The sequence below is a fragment of the Cryobacterium sp. PH31-AA6 genome (assembly GCF_030063195.1).
Taxonomy (GTDB): Bacteria; Actinomycetota; Actinomycetes; order Actinomycetales; family Microbacteriaceae; genus Cryobacterium.
The window spans coordinates 14,556-36,161 of sequence record NZ_JASISS010000024.1; the positions used below are offsets into that span (position 1 = coordinate 14,556).

Annotated in this window: 19 protein-coding genes; 11 read left to right on the forward strand and 8 right to left on the reverse strand. The window is 60.4% G+C overall.

Annotated features, from left to right (window positions below):
- Nucleotides 1-67: 67 nt before the first annotated feature.
- The 3 genes from QMG61_RS14075 to QMG61_RS14085 are packed head-to-tail and all read left to right on the forward strand — an operon-like array spanning nucleotide 68 to nucleotide 3,162.
- The gene (locus QMG61_RS14075) at nucleotides 68-1,234 is read left to right on the forward strand and encodes a rhamnosyltransferase WsaF family glycosyltransferase (RefSeq protein WP_283494961.1); all 1,167 of its coding nucleotides are present in this window, start codon (nucleotides 68-70) and stop codon (nucleotides 1,232-1,234) included.
- The gene (locus QMG61_RS14080) at nucleotides 1,227-2,156 is read left to right on the forward strand and encodes an NAD-dependent epimerase/dehydratase family protein (protein WP_283494962.1); all 930 of its coding nucleotides are present in this window, start codon (nucleotides 1,227-1,229) and stop codon (nucleotides 2,154-2,156) included. Before QMG61_RS14075 ends, QMG61_RS14080 begins: the two co-directional genes overlap by 8 nt.
- Entirely contained in the window at nucleotides 2,149-3,162 is a 1,014-nt protein-coding gene (locus tag QMG61_RS14085) for a glycosyltransferase family 2 protein (protein WP_283494963.1), read from the forward strand. The genes QMG61_RS14080 and QMG61_RS14085 overlap by 8 nt, the downstream gene beginning before the upstream one ends.
- Here QMG61_RS14085 and QMG61_RS14090 read toward each other — a convergent pair.
- From QMG61_RS14090 to QMG61_RS14100, 3 genes are read right to left on the reverse strand one after another with little or no spacing between them, the layout of a single operon-like run.
- Nucleotides 3,112-4,326, reverse strand: a complete 1,215-nt coding sequence (locus QMG61_RS14090; RefSeq protein ID WP_283494964.1) for a polysaccharide pyruvyl transferase family protein — start codon at nucleotides 4,324-4,326, stop codon at nucleotides 3,112-3,114. The two genes, QMG61_RS14085 and QMG61_RS14090, sit on opposite strands and share 51 nt — an antisense overlap.
- 14 nt (nucleotides 4,327-4,340) lie before the next feature.
- Nucleotides 4,341-5,525 carry an ABC transporter ATP-binding protein gene (locus QMG61_RS14095; RefSeq protein ID WP_283494965.1) on the reverse strand — a complete coding sequence of 395 codons (1,185 nt, stop codon included), beginning with the start codon at nucleotides 5,523-5,525 and terminating at the stop codon, nucleotides 4,341-4,343.
- 1 nt (nucleotide 5,526) lies between these two features.
- Nucleotides 5,527-6,447 (reverse strand): ABC transporter permease, encoded by a 921-nt coding sequence (locus QMG61_RS14100; RefSeq protein ID WP_283494966.1) that lies wholly within the window; start codon nucleotides 6,445-6,447, stop codon nucleotides 5,527-5,529.
- 273 nt (nucleotides 6,448-6,720) lie between these two features.
- On the opposite strand from QMG61_RS14100, the gene QMG61_RS14105 reads away from it, so the two are divergent.
- The 3 genes from QMG61_RS14105 to QMG61_RS14115 all read left to right on the forward strand — a co-directional run bounded on the left by QMG61_RS14105 (nucleotide 6,721) and on the right by QMG61_RS14115 (nucleotide 10,934).
- Nucleotides 6,721-7,221 carry a hypothetical protein gene (locus tag QMG61_RS14105; RefSeq protein ID WP_283494967.1) on the forward strand — a complete coding sequence of 167 codons (501 nt, stop codon included), beginning with the start codon at nucleotides 6,721-6,723 and terminating at the stop codon, nucleotides 7,219-7,221.
- Nucleotides 7,218-9,506 carry a hypothetical protein gene (locus tag QMG61_RS14110; RefSeq protein ID WP_283494968.1) on the forward strand — a complete coding sequence of 763 codons (2,289 nt, stop codon included), beginning with the start codon at nucleotides 7,218-7,220 and terminating at the stop codon, nucleotides 9,504-9,506. The genes QMG61_RS14105 and QMG61_RS14110 overlap by 4 nt, the downstream gene beginning before the upstream one ends.
- A 210-nt stretch (nucleotides 9,507-9,716) precedes the next feature.
- The gene (locus QMG61_RS14115; RefSeq protein WP_283494969.1) at nucleotides 9,717-10,934 is read left to right on the forward strand and encodes an acyltransferase family protein; all 1,218 of its coding nucleotides are present in this window, start codon (nucleotides 9,717-9,719) and stop codon (nucleotides 10,932-10,934) included.
- Here QMG61_RS14115 and QMG61_RS14120 read toward each other — a convergent pair.
- Complete coding sequence (locus tag QMG61_RS14120; protein ID WP_283494970.1) at nucleotides 10,918-12,456, reverse strand: DUF2142 domain-containing protein; 1,539 nt, start codon at nucleotides 12,454-12,456, stop codon at nucleotides 10,918-10,920. The two genes, QMG61_RS14115 and QMG61_RS14120, sit on opposite strands and share 17 nt — an antisense overlap.
- 322 nt (nucleotides 12,457-12,778) lie before the next feature.
- On the opposite strand from QMG61_RS14120, the gene QMG61_RS14125 reads away from it, so the two are divergent.
- Together QMG61_RS14125 and QMG61_RS14130 are read left to right on the forward strand one after the other, a co-directional pair.
- Entirely contained in the window at nucleotides 12,779-13,846 is a 1,068-nt protein-coding gene (locus QMG61_RS14125; RefSeq protein WP_283494971.1) for an NAD-dependent epimerase/dehydratase family protein, read from the forward strand.
- A 414-nt stretch (nucleotides 13,847-14,260) separates the two neighbouring features.
- Nucleotides 14,261-15,112, forward strand: a complete 852-nt coding sequence (locus tag QMG61_RS14130; RefSeq protein ID WP_283494972.1) for a hypothetical protein — start codon at nucleotides 14,261-14,263, stop codon at nucleotides 15,110-15,112.
- 6 nt (nucleotides 15,113-15,118) lie between these two features.
- Here QMG61_RS14130 and QMG61_RS14135 read toward each other — a convergent pair whose 3' ends face one another.
- The 3 genes from QMG61_RS14135 to QMG61_RS14145 are packed head-to-tail and all read right to left on the reverse strand — an operon-like array spanning nucleotide 15,119 to nucleotide 17,172.
- Complete coding sequence (locus tag QMG61_RS14135) at nucleotides 15,119-15,502, reverse strand: DUF2304 domain-containing protein (protein ID WP_283494973.1); 384 nt, start codon at nucleotides 15,500-15,502, stop codon at nucleotides 15,119-15,121.
- Nucleotides 15,499-16,236: a glycosyltransferase family 2 protein gene (locus tag QMG61_RS14140; RefSeq protein WP_283494974.1), complete on the reverse strand. Its 738-nt coding sequence runs from the start codon at nucleotides 16,234-16,236 to the stop codon at nucleotides 15,499-15,501. The genes QMG61_RS14135 and QMG61_RS14140 overlap by 4 nt, the downstream gene beginning before the upstream one ends.
- Before the next feature lie 51 nt (nucleotides 16,237-16,287).
- Nucleotides 16,288-17,172 (reverse strand): glycosyltransferase family 2 protein, encoded by an 885-nt coding sequence (locus QMG61_RS14145; protein ID WP_283494975.1) that lies wholly within the window; start codon nucleotides 17,170-17,172, stop codon nucleotides 16,288-16,290.
- A gap of 80 nt (nucleotides 17,173-17,252) precedes the next feature.
- Here QMG61_RS14145 and gmd point away from each other — a divergent pair, with 80 nt between their 5' ends.
- Genes gmd through QMG61_RS14160 form a run of 3 tightly spaced genes read left to right on the forward strand, consistent with a single transcriptional unit; the run spans nucleotide 17,253 to nucleotide 20,407 of the window.
- Nucleotides 17,253-18,284: a GDP-mannose 4,6-dehydratase gene (gene gmd, locus QMG61_RS14150; RefSeq protein ID WP_283494976.1), complete on the forward strand. Its 1,032-nt coding sequence runs from the start codon at nucleotides 17,253-17,255 to the stop codon at nucleotides 18,282-18,284.
- A 13-nt stretch (nucleotides 18,285-18,297) separates the two neighbouring features.
- Nucleotides 18,298-19,221: an NAD-dependent epimerase/dehydratase family protein gene (locus QMG61_RS14155; RefSeq protein ID WP_283494991.1), complete on the forward strand. Its 924-nt coding sequence runs from the start codon at nucleotides 18,298-18,300 to the stop codon at nucleotides 19,219-19,221.
- Between the two features lies 1 nt (nucleotide 19,222).
- Nucleotides 19,223-20,407 (forward strand): DegT/DnrJ/EryC1/StrS family aminotransferase, encoded by a 1,185-nt coding sequence (locus QMG61_RS14160; RefSeq protein ID WP_283494977.1) that lies wholly within the window; start codon nucleotides 19,223-19,225, stop codon nucleotides 20,405-20,407.
- 21 nt (nucleotides 20,408-20,428) lie between these two features.
- Here the strand turns inward: QMG61_RS14160 and QMG61_RS14165 are convergent, their stop codons facing one another.
- Nucleotides 20,429-21,532: a glycosyltransferase family 4 protein gene (locus tag QMG61_RS14165; RefSeq protein WP_283494978.1), complete on the reverse strand. Its 1,104-nt coding sequence runs from the start codon at nucleotides 21,530-21,532 to the stop codon at nucleotides 20,429-20,431.
- Nucleotides 21,533-21,606 lie beyond the last annotated feature (74 nt).

The window sequence follows — 21,606 nt, forward strand, 5'->3', positions numbered from 1 at the left end:
CAAGGCGTTGCGCGCTGGGCTGCGACCGGTGCGTGTTCTGCGCGCGGAAGGCCCGAGGGTATTCCTCGTGCGCGCGTTGACGAAGGCAACCACAAAGATCATGCGCCATGAGACCGTCATGCTCGTCGCGAACGAGGACGCGGCGCAGTTGGACTGGACACAGTCCCCACCCTGGCGGATCAACCCGACCGTCGTCGATGAGGGCCCGATCGACATCGCATGGATCATGTCTCCTCCCGGTCTTGAAAGTGGCGGGCACCAGAACCTCTTCCGGTTCATCGATATCGCGGAGAAGGCCGGGCACCGCTGCTCGATCTACCTCTACACGACCAGCGCCGACACCGTGAGCATCCCTGATATCCGCGCGATGTTGCGCTCGGCCGGCGCCTATCCGGAGGTCGCGGCTCGAATCGCGATGTACGACCGGGAACAGGGCGTCGACGCGAGCACCCAGGCCATTTTCGCCACAGGCTGGGAGACGGCCTATCCGGCGTACCTCGATAAGTCCGACGCGCGTCGGTTTTACTTCGTGCAGGACTACGAGGCCAGTTTTTACCCGCTTGGTACGGAGTCGCTGCTCGCCGGCAACACGTACAGGTTCGGCTTCCACGGCATCACGGCCGGGGGCTGGCTGGCCCACAAGCTTGCAACCGAGTACGGCATGAGTACGGACCACTTCGACTTCGCCGTCGACAAGACCCATTACAGCGTGACCAACGTGGAAAGGCGCACTGAGGTATTCTTCTACGCCAGACCGGTCACCCCCAGGCGCGCCTTCGAATTCGGACTCCTCGCGCTGGCTGAATTCGCCAGGCTCAAGCCCGACGTACGCATCAACCTCGCCGGTTGGGACGTCTCGAACTGGAACATTCCGTTTGAATACACGAATCTCTCGAGCCTCGATATCTCGGAACTCAACGCCGTCTACAACCGTTGTGCCGCCGGCCTCGTGATGTCGCTGTCCAACATGTCACTGTTGCCCCTCGAACTGCTGTCGAGCGGTGTGACGCCGGTCGTCAACGACGGGCCGAACAACCGGATGGTGTCGGACAATCCGTTCATCGAATATGTGCCGGCCTCCCCCCTGGCCATTGCTCGCAAGATGGCCGAGGTGCTCGATCACCCGGATGCCGTTGAACGGTCCATCGCGATGTCGGAGTCGGTCGCGCAGGTGAACTGGTCGGATTCCGGCGCTCAGTTCCTCGCGGCGTTCGAAGGGGCCATGCGTGGCTAAAGCGGTCGTCATCGGCGCCAACGGGTTCATCGGGTCTCACCTGGTCGACTCGCTCGCAGCGGCGGGACACTCCGTCACTGCCTTCGACCGTTTCAGTTCGCAGGAACCGACGTTCTCGGCTCTTGACGTGCGCGTCATGCAGGGCGAGTTTCTGAGCCGCTCAGACCTCGAGAACGCCGTGGACGGCCAGGACTACGTGTTCCACTTCCTGTCCACGACAAGCCCCGCGACAGCGGAGAGCGACCCGACCTTGGACATCCGCACCAACGTAGCCCAGACGGTGGAACTGCTCGAATCGGCCGTGGCGGCGGGCATCAAGCACTTCTACTTCGCCTCGACCGGTGGTGCGATTTACGGACCGCAGGGCAAGGCGGAGTACGCGGAAATCGACCGGGCCCTGCCCATTTCTCCATATGGGATCGGCAAGCTCTCGATCGAGCATTACCTGCACTACTTCAAGGCCAAACACGGACTTGAGTCGACTGCGCTGCGCATCTCAAATCCCTACGGGACGCGCCAGAAGTCCAACAAGAAGCAGGGCCTGATTCCGATCGCACTCCGGCAGATATCCCTGGGACGCCCCGTGATCCGGCTCGGCAACGGCGGCATGGTGCGGGACTATGTCTACGTGGAGGACCTGGTACGCATGGTGACACCGATGGTTGGTGTGCCCACCGAATTCGATCTGTACAACCTGGGCAGCGGTATCGGCTACTCCGTGACGGACATCATTGACTCCCTCCGCAGGGTGACCGGAATCGATTTCGCCATTGAGGAACGACCGGCCCCCTCCACATTCGTCGACCGGGTCGTGCTCGATACGGCGCGCTACCGCGCCGAGTTCGGCTCTGCCGAGATGACCGAGCTCGACGAGGGCGTTCGACTGACCTACCAGGAAATCCGAGAGCACCAGAATGACTGATCCGACAGCTCAGACCCAGCCACGCGTGACCGTCGCAATCCTGACCTACAACGGTGAGGTGTACCTGGAGCGCATCCTCACCGAGGTGCTGGCCCAGGAGCTGGACGGCGCGATTGAGGTGCTCGTTATCGATTCGGGATCCACGGATTCCACTCTCGACATCGTGCGCCGATACCCGGCGGTTCGCCTTCACGAGATCCCGAATGCCGAGTTCGGGCACGGCAAGACGCGTAATCTCGCCGCACAGCTCGCGACCGGCGAGTTTGTTGCCTACCTGACGCATGATGCCATTCCGGCCTCCCGATCGTGGCTGCGAGAGCTGCTGGAGCCGTTCCGCCTGGATGAGCGCATCGTCGCCGTCATGGGCAAACAGATTCCGCGCGCCGGTTGCTTCCCACTGCTCAAGTACGAAATCCGTGGCGTGTTCGCGGGGTTCGGTCCGGACTTCGGCACGTCGGTGTTCTACAAGGACGCTTTCGTGCAGAGCGAAGGCGTCCTGAACGCCATCAGCTTTTACTCCGACGTGAATTCGGCGGCACGGCGCGATTTTCTGCTCAACACCATCCCGTATCGGGATGTGCGGTACGCGGAGGATCAACTGTTCGGCAAGGACCTCATCGAGGCCGGATACCGCAAGGCCTACGCGGGCCGTGCCGCCGTCGAACATTCGAATGACCTCACCCTGAACGAGTACGGCAAACGGATCTTCGACGAAACCATCGGTCTTCGGCAGATCGGTTTCCCGATCCCGGCCATGACGCGCGGCACGCAGGTGCGCCTCACCGCTCGGGGAATCGTCGGTGACACGCTCCGCATCCTGCGTGACCCGGACTTCAGTTGGAAGCGGCGTCTTTTCTGGCTGGCCATGAACCCGCGGTACCAGGTGCGCAAATGGGCGAGCTACCGGCCGTCTACCCTCGTCGATCTGGCGGACAACGGTGCCATCGCGTCACGCTCACTTGAACACAGCCGCAAGCCGTCCGTAGGCTCGACGAGCGCGTCCTGAGGTTGCCCGGAGCAGCTTCACCCACCACACGGTTCGAAGCAAGTTGAATGCCGTGCGGAGTTCTTCAAGTTCACTCTGGAGCCCGACCAGGTCTGACGCGAGCTTGTCAGCTTCCGCCATCTTGGCCAAACGCCGGCTCTCAGAGTAGGAGAGCGCGAGGTCTCGATCGCCAATGACGTGCTTGGCCTGATCCAGGAGAATGACATCTTGCTGTCTCGTGGGCGTGACCGGACTGCTGGCCCACTCATTCAGGGACTCTGGCGACACGGAGATTATCTCGGCGTACCTGGTGAAGGCCCGGATAATCTCTGAGCGGTCCGCATCAATGAGTTTGCGATAGTCGGGGCGCTCCAAATCAATGCGATCTAATTGCTCGACAAACTCCCCGCGGGACTTCACCAGGTTCGCGCCCAGTCCGCGGTCGGAGAAGTAGTACTCCGCCTTTTTCTGGTGGATCGAGATGAAAGGCACATTCTGGCTGTAGGCAAAGATCGAAGCATGCAGCGACGACACGGCTACGTATTTCATCTGGCCGATGACGGAATGCAGCTGAAGGGGACTGAGACGATCCAGAAAGATGCTGTTGGTTTTGTCGAACGGTAGAGACTTCATAAACGAGGCATCGCTGTTGTAGTGGGTGAAGGGAATGAACACCTTCCGGTACGGAATCGAGTCGATGATCGGAATCAGATCCTCGATCATCCGTAGCGCGTGGGGGACCATGTGGATGCCCACCAACGGTTCACCCGGTTCCGCGCCAGGGATGTCGTAGTGCTCAGCAGTGAGCAATGTGGTTGCGCACGGAACGACCTTGGCCTCCGGCACCCAACGGCGAAGGACTTCGACCTCGTGTTCCGAGCGGGCGGAAACGAAGGCATATTCCTTGAGATAGTCGAGGTTGTCCGCTGATGACCAGACACCGGCCGCGTTGAGGACATGGCGGCCGGGTTGGCGATATGAGTCGTAGAAAGGGTCGCCCGACACTCTGATCAACTCGCCACCGCCGACAATAAGAGGCGCCGGCATCTGGACCTCGAATGGGTCCACGATCCGGGCGGCGATGCCGAAACTTTCAAAGATCTGTTGGCCCGCTATCCCAATCGCGATGTCGCCGGTATTCGGACTGAGCGAGTCGAAGAGAAGGTTGCCTGTGGTGTTGGACATATGGTTCCCGGCCCTCAACCCTCGGTAGCGCCGAGGATTATTTGTGGATCCAGGCTCAGGATCCCATTGCCGATTCCCTCGTCGGCGACGTCAAAGGAGGTGATGCCGCTCCTTCTGTCATAGGTCGTACCGGCGGAATCCCCTAAACCCACGTTGATCAAATATTTTCCGGTACCCACGCGCACATCGGGAAAGGCCAGCCGAATGCTGTGGTGTCCGATTGTGTTGGGGAGCGTGACATCCATTGGAAAGGTCGTCATCCCGTAGAGATTCATTCCGAGCGTGTTCTCGATCGAGAGTCCAATGCCCCAGTGGGGTTTGGGCTGGTGGACATCCACGCCGATGTCGACTATCAGATTGAAGCGGCCGTCGGCGCGCTCCGTGTGGGCTTTGGCGCTCGCGAGGGTGTACGGCGCGCTCAGGTCGCGAGAGCTGCTCGATGCGTCAACGCGATGCGCTTCGGCATCGTATCCGTCTCGAAGAATTCGGATTCCCTCGGTCGGGTCACCGTCGTGCATCACCCTGCCCTTGTCGAGGACTACGACACGATCGCACAACCGGCCGACCTGCTCGCTCGAATGGCTGACGAGAACGATCGTGCGACCTTCGCTCTGGAACTGGGCGATCTTATCCATGCACTTGCGCTGGAACGGCTCATCACCGACGGCGAGCACTTCGTCGACCAGGAGGACGTCGGGATCAACGTGGATGGCCACGGAGAAGGCGAGGCGGACGTACATGCCCGAACTGTAGAACTTCACCTGGGTATCAATGAACTCTTCGATGCCGGAGAATTCTACGATCTGGTCAAACTGCCGATCGGTCTCCTGTCTCGAAAGTCCCAGGAGCGCCGCATTCAGATACACGTTTTCCCGGCCGGTGAGGTCCGGGTGGAATCCAGCTCCAAGTTCGAGTAGCGCGGCCATTCGACCGCGGCGTAGAACAGACCCCGATGTCGGCTGGATAATCCCACCGATGACCTTCAGGAGCGTGCTCTTCCCGGAACCATTGTGTCCGACCAGACCCACCGTCGAGCCGGTCTTGATATCGAGTGAGATGTCCCTCAGCGCCCAGAAATCCTCTCGGTACGCCTTTGAATTCGAGAAGTTGAGAATTCGCTCCTTGACGGACTTGTCCTTGTGGAGGATGAATCTCTTGGAGACATCGTTGACGCTGATGATCGTAGCTGGCTGAGTCATATTAGAGTTCCTGAGCAAAATTACCTTGGAGTCGCGAGAAAACTCGCTGGGACAACCACAGCAGTACCAAGCCGATTGCCAGGGCGATGAAGAGGCGAACACCAAGATCCGGAGGCCAGTTGATCGCATCCGACTCGGTCGTTCCAGCGACCCAGAGTGCTTTCTGCATTCCCAGGACTGCGAGAGTGACCGGGTTCATCAGGTACAGCTGCTCAAGCCAATTCCCGTTGAGCTTGTCGTGGACGAAGCTGAACGAGTAGACGATGGGTGACGCCCAGAAGAGCACGATGAGGGCAACTTCCACAAGATGTTGGACGTCTCGCAGATAGACGTTCACGCTGGAGAGGAAAATGCCCAGAGCCGTGCCGAAGACAAGGACAGTCACAAAGGAGAGCGGCGCATATAAAACGTCGCTTGTCACAGGGAATTGGCCTACGACGAGGGTGGCAACGACCAGGATCGCGAACTGGATCGCGAAATTGAAGAGCGCGCTACCGACGCTTCCCAGGGGGAAGATCTCTCGCGGGAGGTAGATCTTCTTCACCAGGCCCGCGTTGTTGAGGATCGAGGTTGTACCGCTTGAGACAATCTCCGTGAATAGGCCCCAGATGGTCAGGCCCACGAACACAAAGATGGCGAAGCTGGGGATGTTGCGCGCCAGACCCATGATCTGGCCGATGGCGAAGTAATAGATCATGAGTTGCGTCAGCGGTCGGACAAGGCTCCAGAGGAGCCCCAGAGAGCTGTCCTTATACCGCGCCTTGATCTCGCGCCTGACGAGCATGCTCATCAGCTCGCGATGAGACCAGATGTCCTTGAGGGACTCCAGAGTGCCTGTGACGAATCCGTATTGCTGTCCAACGGGACGCAAAGGTTCTTGGGAGATTTTCAGAGCGCGCTGGTCGGCGTCAGACGACGTCATACGCCTCATTTCATTTGTGCAGATGTGATGGTCGGATCAATTCTAGGTGATGCGGCTTCGTGGTATTCCTGCCAGGGGCTCGGGCGTCACGGATCCTGATGCGCAGCTCCTGAAGGCTCGGACCTCACGGATCCTGATTCACAGCCCCTAAAGGGGGGTGCCCATGTACGGCATTAGACCGCGCGGGTCAGAGGAATCGGTCGACTTTGCGCAATAATAATCAGGGTGGTGCCGGGGAGCATGACAGTACGGATCTATGGTTTGGAACCTGTCATGAAATTGCAAACGTTGCCACGGAGTCAGGGGATGATGCGCCGTGTGACGTCCGGCCTTGCTGTGGCAGTGGCTTTCAGCCTCGTCGGCTTCGGTCTGACTGCCTGCGCCACTTCGGAGGGCGAATCGCCTGCTCAGTCGAGCGCGCCCGCGTCGAGCGGTACCCCGGACAAGTCGAACACGGCCAGTCCCGCCGCCGTTCCCACGCAAGAGGCCGTGATCGTGGTCGCCGGCGCCGATGTTGATGGTCTCAATGTCTCGGCATCCGGCTACGTGGCGGGAGTCGTTGAAAATGGGGGCAAGTGCTCGTTCGTTTTCACGCGCCCGGACAAGCGCGTTGAATCGAGCCGCGACGCCGTGGCCAATGTCGTGGACACAGCCTGCGGTTTCGTCCAGATTCCAATCGACCAGTTCTCCAAGGGGGCCTGGCAGGTCGTTCTGACCTACACCTCCAGCGACTTCACCCTGACCTCAACGCCCACCGACTTGGAGATCCCGTGAATCTGAAGAAAATGGGCGCGTTGGTGCTGGCCGGCGTGCTGGCCGCGACCCTCCTCTCCGTGGTAAGTCCTGTCCAGACTGCGACGGCGGCGGACGGCGCGCTCTTTGAACCGGGGAACATCATCAGCGACGCCGTTTTCTTCGATGGTCAGTCGATGGATGCGGGCGCAGTGCAGTCATTCCTCTCGGCCAAAGTTCCGAACTGCCGAGCCGGCTACACCTGCCTCAAGGACTACAGCCAGGACACTCCGTCCAGGGCTGCCGTGTCCAACGGCTGCACGGCCTATGCCGGTCGTGCGAACGAAAGCGCAGCCGCGATCATCGCGCGGGTCGGGGTGGCCTGTGGGATCAGCCCGAAGGCCATGATCGTGTTGATCGAAAAAGAGCAGGGTCTCATCTCCGATACCTGGCCTTCGGCCAGGCAATATCGAAGCGCAACAGGCTATGGCTGCCCCGATACCGCGGACTGTGACGCCACCTATTACGGGTTCTTCAACCAGGTCTATGCAGCGGCACTGCAGTTCAAGTACTACGCCGCTAACCCGACACGCTGGAATCACGTTCCCGGAAGAAACAATGAGGTGCGATACAACCCGAATGTGGCGTGTGGCTCCGGAACGGTGTTCATCCAGAACCAGGCAACTGCCGGACTCTACAACTACACCCCGTACCAGCCCAACGCCGCTGCGCTCGGCAATCTTTACGGGACCGGAGACGGTTGCAGTTCTTATGGGAATCGAAACTTCTGGCGCATGTTCACCGACTGGTTCGGTTCCCCGACGATGGGCACGAGCCTGCTACGCACGGTGGCGGACGGCACGGTTTACCTGGTTTCGGGCAACTCCAAGTACCCAGTACCCAGCATCGGCATACTCATCGCCCTCGCGCCGCTGGGCACGGTGGGCTATGTGTCGCAGTCCTACCTTGACCGATTCACAACGGCTCACACCGTCGGACGTTCCCTGCGCGCGAACGATGGCACCATCTACTTTTACGACTCTGGCATCAAGCTGCCCTTTGCCTCCTGTGGACAGGCGACGGATTATGGGGCATCGTGCGCTGCGAGCGGCTATGTACAGCTCACCGACGCGCAGATTGCAGCGTTCTATACCGGGCCGATACTGCGCCCGGTTCTTGGAACAGTCGAAGGCAGCAGGTACTACATCAAGAACGGTACCAAGGCCGAGATTCTTGACGATCAATCGCAAGCCGCTGCCGGAATACCGGCCGGGATGAACGTACTAACCGAGAACGCCGTTTCTGCCCTGTCGCTGGTTGCCCCCGTCGTTCGTGACGGGGCCTTTGCGAAGGCACGATCCACGTCAAATTACAGCCTGCTCGCGGCGGGGAAACGATACGGGATGGCTGCCGGCGCCGAGTCATCGCTTGGGGTCGTGACGCGGACGACGGGTTCGCTCTCGTCGACCAGCATGGGCTTGATCCCGGCGTCGGCTGCATCATTCACCGGAGTATTCACGGCCGGGGGAGCGCCACCCGCCATCGTCGTCAATTCGGAGGGGCGCTATGCGCTCACTGCTGGCGGACTGACCGCAATCAGTGTTCCGGTCGCTGTTCCTCAGGCACTGATTGACACCTACCCGGACAAGGGAACCATCGCCGCCGGATCGTTCATCAAATCGCCGAACGCTGCCGATGTCTTCGTCGTCATGCCGACAGATATTCGACCGATTAGCGGCTGGGGTGCGCTACTGGCTCTGACACCCGACGGCAACCCCGTCATCACGACCGTGGCACCCTCCGTAATCGCTTCCCTGACCCAGGGCCCGGTCGCCCTGACGGCGGGGACTCTGGTGCGGTCACCCGAGAATGCGACCGTATATTTCATTGACGGCGTGACAAGTCGAATCGCATTCACGAGCTTCATCTTCCCGCTGGAGGCAGGTTTTGGAGACTTGGTTTTTTCCACTGAACAGCGCATTCAGGCGTATCCACTGGGCGCGAAGTTGATGACCTTTGGTCTCTCCTGCGGAGCGGACTTGTATGTTGCGGCCGGTGGACAGGTGCACCGTGTTGACCCTTCGAAGGCTGCGCTCTACCCGTTCGACTACGTTCCAATGGATCAGTTCACTTGTGGCCAGATGAAAGAGGGAGCGGCGGCGCCTACCTTCATCCGAACACCGGATGGCGGAATCTACCAGCTTGTCGCCGGGCAGAAGCGCCCGGTAGCGTCGATGGCGCGGCTGGGTCAGATCATCGGAACTGAGACCTGGCTCGATGTCGTTCCGGCATTTGCCGCTGTCATCCCGACGGGACCGCTGGCCTAGGCGCCGTGATCTCAAGGACTTGCGTTGCGGCGTCGATCAGGGAGTCAAGCTCGAGTTTTCTGCTGTCTGCTGCAACCGTGTAAATTAGACGGAGTCTTGAGCGATATGTAGAAGCGATCGTCGGCTGGGTGGGTTCTGCTGAACCAAAGATGTGAGGATATCTGAATGCCGGTGGGAAAGACTGCGAGCAACCCTCCTTCCGGAACGGGGTTGGGAGGCTCTGCACGTTCAATCTCGGAGGCGCTCGGCGGTCACCGGAATTCCCTCGGTTTCATCCGCCTCGTCCTGGCTTCGCTGGTAATCTTCGATCATGCGTTCCCGCTCGGCGGGTTTGGTGCAGATCCGGTGCTCGCCCTCACCAAGGGCCAGGCCTCGATCGGAAGCCTTGCGGTCGGTGGATTCTTCGCGATCAGTGGCTACCTGATAACGAAGAGCGGAATGTCAGCGGATCTGCTCCAGTACTTCTGGCGCCGTGTTCTCCGGATCTTTCCCGCTTTCTGGGTCGTCCTCCTCTTTACGGCAGTCATCGTCGGGCCAATCCTGTGGGTTTCGACTGGCCACCCGATTGGAAGCTACTTTCGATTCGCGCCGGACGGCCCTTTTCACTATCTCCGCGCGAACTGGCAGTTGTCAATCGGTGCCTACGGGATTTATGACCAGCTCGCCGCCTCCACCCCATGGGGCGTCCAGGTGGGAGCCAGCGTGTTCAACGGCTCGCTCTGGACGCTCATCTACGAATGGCACGCCTATCTGCTAATCGGTGTCGCGGTCGCGTTCGGCGTCCTGGTCAACGCTCGCGTGCTTGTGCCGCTTGCCACGGTACTGCTCCTGGCACTTCAGATCGCCGCCATCACGAATCCTGGGTCACCCGGCGCGATCGCCCCATATCTGGCGGACACATATCGAATCACCCTGACGTTCACTTTCATGCTCGGGGCCACGCTTGCTGTTTACTCCAAGCGAGTCATTTACAGCAATGGGCTCGGGGTGTTGTCCGGACTCGTGCTGTTGCTCACTCTTCGCTATGGCGGTTTCCTTACAATCGGGACAATTGCCGGAACCTACTTCGTCTTCTACCTGGCGGCTCGTCTGCCACGAGGCGTGCAGTGGATCGGAAGTAAGAATGACTACTCATACGGCGTCTACATCTACGGCTTCCTGGTCCAACAGGTTCTCGCCCACTTGGAGTGGTATCGGCTCGGCTACCTTCCGTATGCCCTCATCGCCCTCATCGTGACATTCGGGCTGGCCTGGCTGAGTTGGCACGGAGTCGAGAAGCGAGCGTTGGCGCTCAAGAACTGGGGACCCGGTCGGGGTTGGTCACACTGGATCGACCGCACACGGAAATGGCGTGGCAGGAGACGTTCAATCATCCCCACTGAGCCCTCGGGTTCCGCAGCGGAATTGCCGGCTAGCGCGAAGCCTTAGAACCATTCAGCGGTTCGGACGTGGCGGGAATGGGGGATCCGATGTGCGGCCGCTCCATCTCGAGGCGGTGTTCGGCGTTCATCGCCTCCCGGTAGGTGAGGACTGCGGCGGCGGCGACCGACAGCGCGAGGAGCACCATCAGAGCAATCCAGCCCAGCGGCGGCTGCCATTGTGGAGTGTTGAACAAGGCTTCGATATCGCCGTTCACGCTCACGACATAGCGGCGCAAGGTTGAGACAAACGAGAAAACCTGACCCGTGGATACGAGGACTAGAGCGGCGATGGTGAAACGGCGGAGTTGAATCGACACGGTCGGGGCCTGATCGGAATCGTCGATGGCGAGACCGGCAACGACCATGAGACACACGAACATCGCCAACATGTAACGGCCCTGCCAGATGTTGCCGACCGTGCTGATCAGGATGGTTTGTGTGAGTGCCGGCACGAGGACCATCACCAAGGCCAGGACCAGGACGGCCAACCGACCCCGACGAGAACCCCAGGCGACGGCGGCGACGAGCGCGCCAACAACGGCAAAGCTCCACACGATGACGCTGAAAGCCGGCGACGGGGTGTCGACCCAGCCGAAGAAGCCGACCAAGCCATCACTGAAATCAAGGGTTCGGAAGAACATCGTGAAGAACTCGACTGTTGGAGTCGTCCCGACGCCCGCATTTGGTTGCTCCGCGAAGGTCGAGGGGGTGAGGTACCACAACACAGTCAGCGCGCCGGCTATGGCAGAGACCGCAATCGCCACCCATGCTGCCGACGACCTGAGGAGGTCGAGAACAACCCGTCGATCGGCGAACAGCAGTGCAACACCGATGATGATCAGGACCCACAACAATGCGATGCTTCGGGTGCTCATGAGCAGACCGGCTGAGACGGCGACGAGCGCCGCGCGTTCCCAGAGGATCCGGCGGCTGGCGCGTGTTCGTGCGGTGACGACGAGAGTGGCGAAGAGCGCTCCGGCCGCGGCAATTTCTAGACCGTTCGGGTTCATGGACCCACCGAGATAGAGCACCATTGGCGTTACGGAGACAAAGGTCGTGAGGAGTACCCAGCGGGAGCGCGGGAGCTGCAAGAGCTGCATGATCATGATGGCGAGGGCGGCCGCACAGAGCACCGCGTTCACACCCCGCATCGCGTAGAGGGCGGGAGTGCCCTGAATCACCAGCGTTGGCAAGCCAACGAGTGCGTAGTAGACCGGGCTGTTGAGCCCCGCGGATGTTCCGGTCGTCACGGTCTCAATGGGGTTGCCCTGCACGGGGCGCATACACCCCGCGGAGATGTCAGGACGAAACGCGTAACAGGTCAATTCGTGCGCGTGCGCCACATACTTAGGCACGTCCGCTCGGGTAAGGGCTGGATTCTTTTCCCAGGGGATACTGGCGATTTGCCCGCGGACCACTGCTGCAGCGCGAATCGCGTGGGACGGTTCGTCCGGTACCGACATCAGCGGCGAGGCGAGGGCCCACAGCAGCATCGGCGCGAGGAGCGCGGCGAATGCGACGACGAACACTTTCCAGCGACGGCCCGGGAGATGGGGAGTTGAGACTGGGGGCGATGTGACTGCTGCTCTGCTCATGCCGCTGGATCTTCCACATCTGTCAGGCTGTCCTGGCGGGGTGGATCTGGACCGCCGGACAGAGGAGCGTCAGGGCATCTTGCCCACTCGGTCGTTGTCGACAGGGCTGCTCCTAGGTCGCCTCGGACAGTCTAATGCCCAAAAGGAGACGCGACAGGGAAGCGACGTCAGCCGCTGACGCAGGCGAATAGGCGACGCAGCCGCGTCTCTTGTAAAGTCAATATGTTCGTTCTACGCAGGACCCAGGAGGCCCCATATGTCGACATCGCCGCTCGGAACGGTTCTTGTAACAGGCGGCGCTGGCTTCATCGGAAGTGCCATTTCTCAGAAACTCGCCGATTCCTCGGACCGCTGGGTGGTCATTGACAATCTGCACCCTCAAGTTCACCCGAGTCAGGAACGACCCAAAGAGTTGCACTCAGCAGCCGAACTTGTCGTCGGGGACGTGACGGACCCTTCCCTATGGGACTCTGTTCTCGCCGCTGCCAAGCCGGACACAATCATCCATCTCGCTGCTGAGACCGGCACGGCACAGTCGCTCCACGAAGCCACTCGTCACGCCGAGGTCAACGTCGTTGGCACCACAGTCATGTTGGATGCGCTTGGGCGCGCAGGCCAGGTGCCCCCACACTTCGTGCTGAGCAGCAGCCGAGCCATTTACGGGGAGGGCGAGTGGCTCAATGAAGAGGGCACCAAGCTGTCGCCCGGTCAACGATCGCACGCCCAATTCGAGCGCGCTGAATGGGATTTTCCGACGGCGGTACCGCTACCCAGCTCCGTCGCCAGTACAACGCCGGCGCCGACAAGCGTTTACGGAGCCACGAAGCTCGCTCAGGAGTTCATCCTTTCGGCGTGGGCCAGCGCGCACGACTCGCACGTGACCGTGTTGCGCCTCCAGAACGTATACGGACCCGGACAGTCTCTGATCAATTCCTATACGGGCATCGTGACCTTGTTTTCACAGATCGCTCGGCGGGGAGAATCCATTCCCATCTACGAAGATGGGCGTATCACCCGTGACTTCGTATTCATCGATGACATCGCCGAGGCCTTTAAGGCGGTCGTCCTTGCGGGCCCGTCGGGACCGTTATCTCGCTTCGACGTGGGCTCCGGCGTCGGGACTACGATTATGGACCTCGCATCAGATATCGCCCGCTACCATGGAGCTCCAGATCCACACATCACAGGTGCGTACCGGGACGGCGACGTTCGGCACGCGGAGTGTTCTATCGAGGCCACGCTCCGCAGCCTCGACTGGGCGCCGGCATGGAGTGTTGAGCGAGGAATTGCAAGCCTGCAGCAATGGATCGCAGCCCAGGATTAACCTTCGATGACCACTCGAACACCGCGGCTGCGGTTAGGAGGGGCAGGACTCATCCTCTTCGCCACGGCTCTGGCCGGTGGCTCCGGATACGTTCTCATGCCTCTCGTCGCGGCTGACCTTGGTCGGGTCGGATACGCTGCGTTCGCGATATTCTGGTCCGGCCTGTACTTGGCGATCAGTGCGATGTCGGGTCTGCAACAAGAAGTCGCGAGGGCATCCCGTCCTCGAACCGGTGACGTAACAGCGCACAGACGACCCGTCGCGAGGAACTTCGCTCTTGTTGTCTCCGGCACGGTTTTGGTTGTCATCCTGGGCACGGCCCCGGCCTGGGTATCCACGGTATTTCCACGAGACGGCTGGGTACTTGTTTGGCCCCTGGCTGTGGGAGTCTCCGCGTATACAATCGTCGCCGTTATGGGTGGCGTGCTTTATGGTCTGAGCATCTGGCGATCCATCGCGGCAATGGTTTCTATCGACGGGGTCTTGCGGCTGGTTCTGGTGGCGACTGTTTTGCAGTTCACCGACGATATGAGCGTAATTGCCTGGGCTGTGGCCGCGCCGTTCGTGTTGACGCCACTGCTGGTCTGGCCATTCATTCGTCGGAACGTTGTGAACCGGACCGAGCTTGACGTCGGCTCCAAGCAGCTCGCCTGGAATGTCGCTCGCACGGTCGTGGGCTCATCGTCGACAGGGGTCCTGGTGAGTGGATTCCCGCTATTGCTGGGGGCTACTTCCGGAGACGCTTCCGAGGCCGCACTTGGTGCTCTCGTCCTTGCCATCACTCTGACCAGAGCGCCGATCGTCATTGCCGTGCTCTCGCTCCAGAGCTATCTGGTCATTCATTTTCGGCAACACGGCGCTACCATCGGCTCTGCGCTGACTCGGATCCTGGCCCTGATTGCCGGCGCCAGCATTTTACTCGCGGCCCTCGCCTTGTGGTTTGCGTCTCCCCTGCTGGTCCTGCTCGTCGGTTCGGCATACGAAATCAATAACGTTGTTTTGGCGCTCCTGGTGGGTTCGGCAGGGCTTGTGGCTGCGTTGTGCGCGACTGGACCTGCTGTTCTGGCTCGATCTCAACACATGATCTTCACTGCGGGCTGGGTCGTGGCGGCCGTCACGACAATCCTGCTCCTGCTGCTGCCGGGAACTCTTGAGACGCGCGCGATTGTCGCGCTCTCGGCCGGTCCGCTCCTTGGCCTACTGGTTCACCTGTCCGGATTCTGGCGTCCGGTAGCTGTCGGCCGGAACGCTTCCGACGGGGGATAGAGCGCGCTAGTCCGAATCGACCTCTGACGAGTGCGAGCTGAGGCGACGCTCGAGAACGTCAATTCGATTGCTCTGAAACGCGATGTGCTCGGCCAGTAACCGTGTCTTACTCTCGAGGTCGGTGAGTTCGGCACTGTGTTGCACGCAAACGAAAACCAGCAAGGTCAGGCTTACGAAGAAGACCAGGTTAATGGGGACTTCGATGCCCACCGCCGTTGCGGCCCACGAGACGAGCTGGGGGAAGACGCCAATGATGAGTGCCAGAACTCCGGCGAGTATCCACCACACTGCGTGGCGTTCACGGAGGCGGCGTCGGCGAAGCATCTCGATCACCAACAAGAGTGCGATGACCGCCGCGACGATGCCAAAAACGTAACTTGCGGTACTCATGAGGGGCTGGCTCCGGACGTGAGGGGGACTCGAGGGCGCATGAGCGCAATCAAAAGCGCCATGCCGGCCCGGCCCAGATAGGCTGCCGACTTCAAAGGATTGTGTGAGGGGATACCCCCGGCTCGCGGTCGCATCGCAACAGGTATTTGCCGGATCGTGCAGCCGGCCCGCGCGGCGATGACGAGGGACTCGATGGTGTCGCCGAGATACTCGGCGGGGTAGTGCTCGGCGAAAAGTCGAACCGCGCGTGGCCCCGTCGCCCGGAAGCCGGACGTGGTGTCACTCAGGCGGGTATTCGCCAAAGAACTGACAATTCGTGCCAGGACAACCATTGCCCAGCGCCGCGGTCCTCGCACGGTGTAATCACCTTGGCCGGCGAAGCGGGCTCCGAGCACCAGATCACAGGTGCGCAATTCTTCAAGAAGTTGTGTCACACCGGTGGGATCATGCTGACCGTCTGAGTCGACCTGCACGACGTTGCGGAAGTCGTGGGCGAGCGCGTATTTGAAGCCTGCACGCATGGCGCCACCGACACCGAGATTGAACGGCAACCTGATGACGGTGGCGCCGGCGATCTGTGCCTGACTCGCGGTCTCGTCGGTGGAACCATCATCGACGACCAACACGCTGACACCGGGAAGCTTGGAAAAAACCTCGGCGACCACAGCGGCGACCGACTCCTCCTCGTTGAAAGCCGGCATCACAATCAACGTATCCGTGAGCAGGGTTGTCATGGCCCCCAGCCTACCAATCGGGTTCGGGCGCGCACATCATGAGCGGTCGCTCTACGAACCGAAGACGTGGCGGAGCAGAGCGCGGCGTCCCCGGGCATGACCGGACTTGAGCGCTGCGGGCAGATCGGTCAGGGCATTCATTCGCGACGTGAAGTGGAAACGTGCCGCCCGAGCTGCTCGCGGCCAGCCGAGCGCCGAACAGTCCCGAGCGGCTTCCGCGAAGAGTGTGCGTTCTTGAGCGAACTTGGATCCGTCTGGACCTGTGATCGCTGAGACGCTTGCGCCGTGACGTCGATAGTTGAAACAGACCTGATCATCGAGAACAAGAGTCCCGCCATCCTTGGTGATCTCCATGAGCATGGCAAGATCCTGGACAACGTCGAGGTCGATGCGAAAACCGTGCGCCTGCAACTCTGAGACACGCCAAGTGAGGGAGGGGAAATAGGTCCAGTTGCCTCGCAACAGGCTCGTTGCGAGGCGTTCGCCCGAGAACGCCCGTGCACCGGTTCCGCGGAATCGGTACCATGCCTTGGCCTTGTCGGCCAGGGGCGAGGATGCCAACCCATCGCCGTCGACGATCGACACGCCCGGTTGAAAGATCGAAGCCGTTGGGAACCGCGTGGTCAATTCCTTCATTCGGGACACGTAATTCGGCAACATAATGTCGTCACAGCCCATCATCACGGCGAATTCGCTCTGCATAAGAGAAACGCACTTGCGATAGTTGCGGCTTGGACGCAGATTTGTCTCGTTTCGCACATACGTGATCCGCTCATCGTCGAGCCCCTGAGCCCACAGGCCCGGCGCGAGATCGGGATACACGTCGTCAACGATGACGAGCCGCCAGTCCGGGTCTGATTGCGCGATGACGCTCTTGACGGCTTGCTGGAAGTGGTCAAAGCGCCCGTAGAACGGCATCATGATGTCAAGGGTCACTCCGGTAAGCTAGCAATGTTTGTGGCAAAGTGAGACATTTGCGCTCTCTTGCCCCCATTGCGATTGCAGAGCGGATACCTATGAGTGAGACACGGCCCAAAAGAGCGCTGATTACCGGAATCACCGGTCAGGACGGAAGCTATCTGGCTGAACTGCTCCTCGAAAAGGGCTATGAGGTTCACGGTTTCATTAGGCGATCCTCTTCGTTCAATACAGCGCGGATCGACCACATCTATCAAGATCCTCATGTGCAAGATCATCGACTGATTCTGCATTTCGCTGATCTGACGGACGGCACGCGCATTGTGACTCTCTTGAACGAGATTCAGCCTGATGAGGTCTACAACCTTGCGGCCCAATCGCACGTTCGGGTCAGCTTTGACGAGCCGGAATACACGGCCGATACCACGGGCCTGGGAACCATTCGGTTGCTGGAGGCTATTCGGGCCAGCGGTCTCGAGTGCAAGTTCTATCAGGCCTCGAGCTCGGAAATGTTCGGCGCGTCCCCGCCGCCTCAGAACGAGGACACTGCCTTCTATCCGCGATCTCCCTATGGCGTGGCGAAGGTGTACTCGTATTGGATTACGCGTAACTACCGGGAGGCCTATGGCATGTTTGCCTGCAATGGCATCTTGTTCAACCACGAGTCACCGCGGCGAGGCGGCACCTTCGTCACACGCAAGATAACCCGCGCGGTTGCTCGGATCAAGGCCGGTCAGCAGAGTGAACTGTTCATGGGGAACCTGGATTCGGTCCGTGACTGGGGTTACGCGCCCGAATTCGTCGAGGGCATGTGGCGCATGTTGCAGCATGATCAGCCGGAGGACTTCGTCCTCGCCACGAATACTGCGCACACGGTCAAGGACTTTCTGCAGCTGTCATTTGAGCGCGCGGATCTCGACTGGGAGAAGTATGTGAAATTCGACGAGCGGTACCTGCGCCCGACCGAAGTGGATTCCCTGGTTGGTGACCCTTCGAAGGCTCAGGACCTGTTGGGATGGACTCCCAAGGTCCTCACCCCCAAGCTGGCGGAAATCATGGTCGATGCGGACATCGCTGCGCTTGCGGTCGAGGGGAGCCACTACGTGGACGCCCCGGTAAAGCTCTCCTGAATTGCGCGTCTTATTGACCGGTGGCGCCGGAATGCTGGGTTCCAGCATCGCGGAGCAATGGCAGGGAATTCGCCCGAACGACAAGCTGATTGTGGCGACCCGCCGGGACGCTGATCTACGGGACAGGGAACAGACACACAGGTTTCTGGAACGCAGCCGACCCGACGCGATCATTCACGCGGCCGCAAAAGTAGGTGGCATTCAGGCGAAGCTGAGCGAACCCACGCCATACCTATTGGACAATCTGCTCCTGGACTCAAGCGTATTGTCGGCGGCGATCGAACTGAGGGTCCCGGAGCTGTTGTATGTGTCCAGCGCGGCCATCTATCCGGCGTCGGCGCGACAGCCGATCGGCGAAGATCAAGTTCTGGACGGGCAGTTGGAATCCGCGAACGAGGGCTACGCTCTTGCAAAGATTGCGGCTGGCAAGGTGTGCGAATACGCCAGTGAGCAGTTCGGGTTTAGCTACAAAGTGGTGGCGCCGTCGAATCTCTACGGTCCAAACGACGACTACTCCATCGGCCGGGGGCACCTGATCGCAGCCGCCATCGCCAAAATCCACGCCGCACACGTCTCCGGCGCTCTCACCGTACCTATCTGGGGCGATGGCACAGCGCGGCGCGAGTTCACGTACGTTATGGACTTGGCGCAATGGGTCGTCAGCCAGATCGGCACTCTTGACTCCTGGCCTGCGGTACTCAATCTGGGCTGCGGTCAGGACCACACTGTCGCCGAGTACTACGAGACCGCAAAGAGCGTGATCGGCTACACGGGGGAGTTCACCTTCGATCCGACAAAGCCGTCCGGCGTGCCTCAGCGACTTCTCGATTCCACGCGGGCACGAGGGCTGGGCTGGAACCCAGAGACTCCTCTCGCCTCCGGGATCGCCACAAGTTATGAAGCATTCCTCGCAAGCCAGCAGACAGAGAGAAGATGACATGACCGCGTCCGCCGAGAACGTTTTTCCGCTTGCCACCTCGTCCTGGGATGACGCAGAGTATGCGGCACTCCAACGGGTCATCGCCAGTGGCCGCTTCACGATGGGGCCTCTAGTCGCCCAATTCGAGCGGGAGTTTGCCGGCCATTTCGGCGCCCGCTTCGGGGTGATGGTCAATTCCGGAAGCAGCGCGAACCTCATCGCAATCGCGGCTGCCGTTCTGGATCCTCGGATCGATCTGAACCCGGGTGACGAGGTGCTGGTGCCTGCGGTTTCGTGGGCGACCACGTACTACCCGCTGCACCAATATGGGCTGGTATTGAAGTTCGTCGATATCGACGTGGATACCCTGAACATGGACCTTGATCTGGCCGCCGAGGCCATCGGCCCCCGGACCAAGGCAATTTTCGCCGTCAACCTGCTGGGGAACCCGAATGATTTCACCAGGCTTCGAGCATTGGCCGAGGCGAACAACCTCGTACTCCTCGAGGACAATTGCGAGTCGCTTGGTGCGAAGGATGCGGGCGTCTACGCCGGGACGGCCGGTCTGCTCGGCACGTTCAGCGCGTTCTTCTCTCACCACATCTCCACGATGGAGGGCGGACTCATTCTCACCGATGACGAGCAGCTCTACCAAGAGATGGTGTCATTGCGTGCCCACGGCTGGACACGGGAACTGCCCATTGACAACTTCGTCCACGAGAAGTCCGGTGACGCATTCGAAGATGCCTTCCGGTTCGTTCTCCCGGGTTACAACGTGCGTCCATTGGAGATGTCCGGTGCGTTGGGAATCGAGCAGTTGAAGAAGGTCCCCACCTTGGTGGAGGGCCGCCGGACGAACGCGCGATACTTCCAAAGAAAATTTCTCGATCTCCAGTCCGTGCGCATCCAGAAAGAAACGGGGGAGAGCAGCTGGTTCGGGTTCTCGCTCGTCCTCGAGGGAACTCTCGCCGGCCGTCGTGCGGAAGTTGTTGCAGCGCTCACAGCGGCAGGCATCGAGTCGCGACCGATTGTCGGGGGTAACTTCACCCGGAACCCGGTGATGCAGCACCTTGTGGCAGTGGTTCCCGACGCGCTGCCGGTCGCGGACAAGATCCACGACGACGGCCTGTTCGTGGGTAACCATCACTTCCCCGTTGAAGCCGGGATCGACCTGCTGCACGACACACTGCAGAGGCTCTCGTAGCGAAGTGCTCTCTGGCCGTTGCTAACGCTGGCCAGAGAGCGCCTTACGGAAGGTGGCAAGTGTTCCGTTTGCCGTCTTCTCCCACGAGAAAACTTTGGCGCGCTCATGGCCGCGTGCTACGAGCGCATTCATGAGTTCGTGATCTGTCAGTGCCTGCGTTATCGTCCGGGCAATCGATTCTGGATCGGTCGGCTCAAAGTACAGAGCGGCGTCCTGGGCCACCTCTCGGTAGACCGGAATGTCGGAGAGCAGGACCGGCACTCCTGCCATCATGGCTTCCAGAGCCGGCAGCGAAAACCCGTCACAGAATGAGGGCATGACCATGGCGGTCGCGTGCGAGTAGAGCTCTTCGAGTTCCTCGGTCGAAACCCAGGATTTGAGCTCGACCCATTCCTGGAGGTCGAGTTCTTCCACGATTGCGAGCAGTGGATCGTGACCGTGGCTGCCAGTGATGACAACTCGAGGCCGAATTTCCTCGTTCACGAACGGCAAGGCTCGGATGAGCCCAGCCCAGTTCTTGTGCGGGCGACGGTTTCCAGTGGCCAGCAGCATGCCTTGGGCGTGAGGTTCGTGCTTGGAACGGTCTGCAGACGGTGACGCCGTCCCAGAGAGAGGAACGACGTCGAGACGGGACGGGTCGACCTTGAGGTAGGTGAGAATCTCGTCTCGAGAAACGTCGCTGATGGTGAGGATCCTGGTCGCGGCCTTGGAACCGCGCCGTTCCATCCACTTCACCGGTCCGGTGTACATGCCTGTCGACATGAGGTCAGGGCGGCTCCAGTAAAGCATGTCGTGCATCGTGATTACGCTTGGAACCGCGCGACGCATCGTGCCCAGCGTCGCTGGGGAGTGGATGAGATCGGCTCCGATCCGCTTCGCCCAACTGGTGACCATGATGAGCTCGCCAAACGCCCAGAGAAACCGGTTCTCGCCGCTGATGCCCGAGTCGATGACCTCACCCGGAAACCAGGACTGGTCGAGCTTGAAGCCTTCCTTGCTCGCAAGACCGACGAACTCGAACTCCGTATCTGCTTTGCCGATGGCCCGGTAGAGTTCGCGCGCATAGGTCTCCATGCCGCCTTTCGTGCCGGTGTACGAGAGAAGGTCAACGAGGACTTTGGGCATAACTCTAGAGCGTACCAAGTCGGGACGCGGCAAGAATGACGACGAAATGCCGTCGATATCTGCTCCGGCTCTGT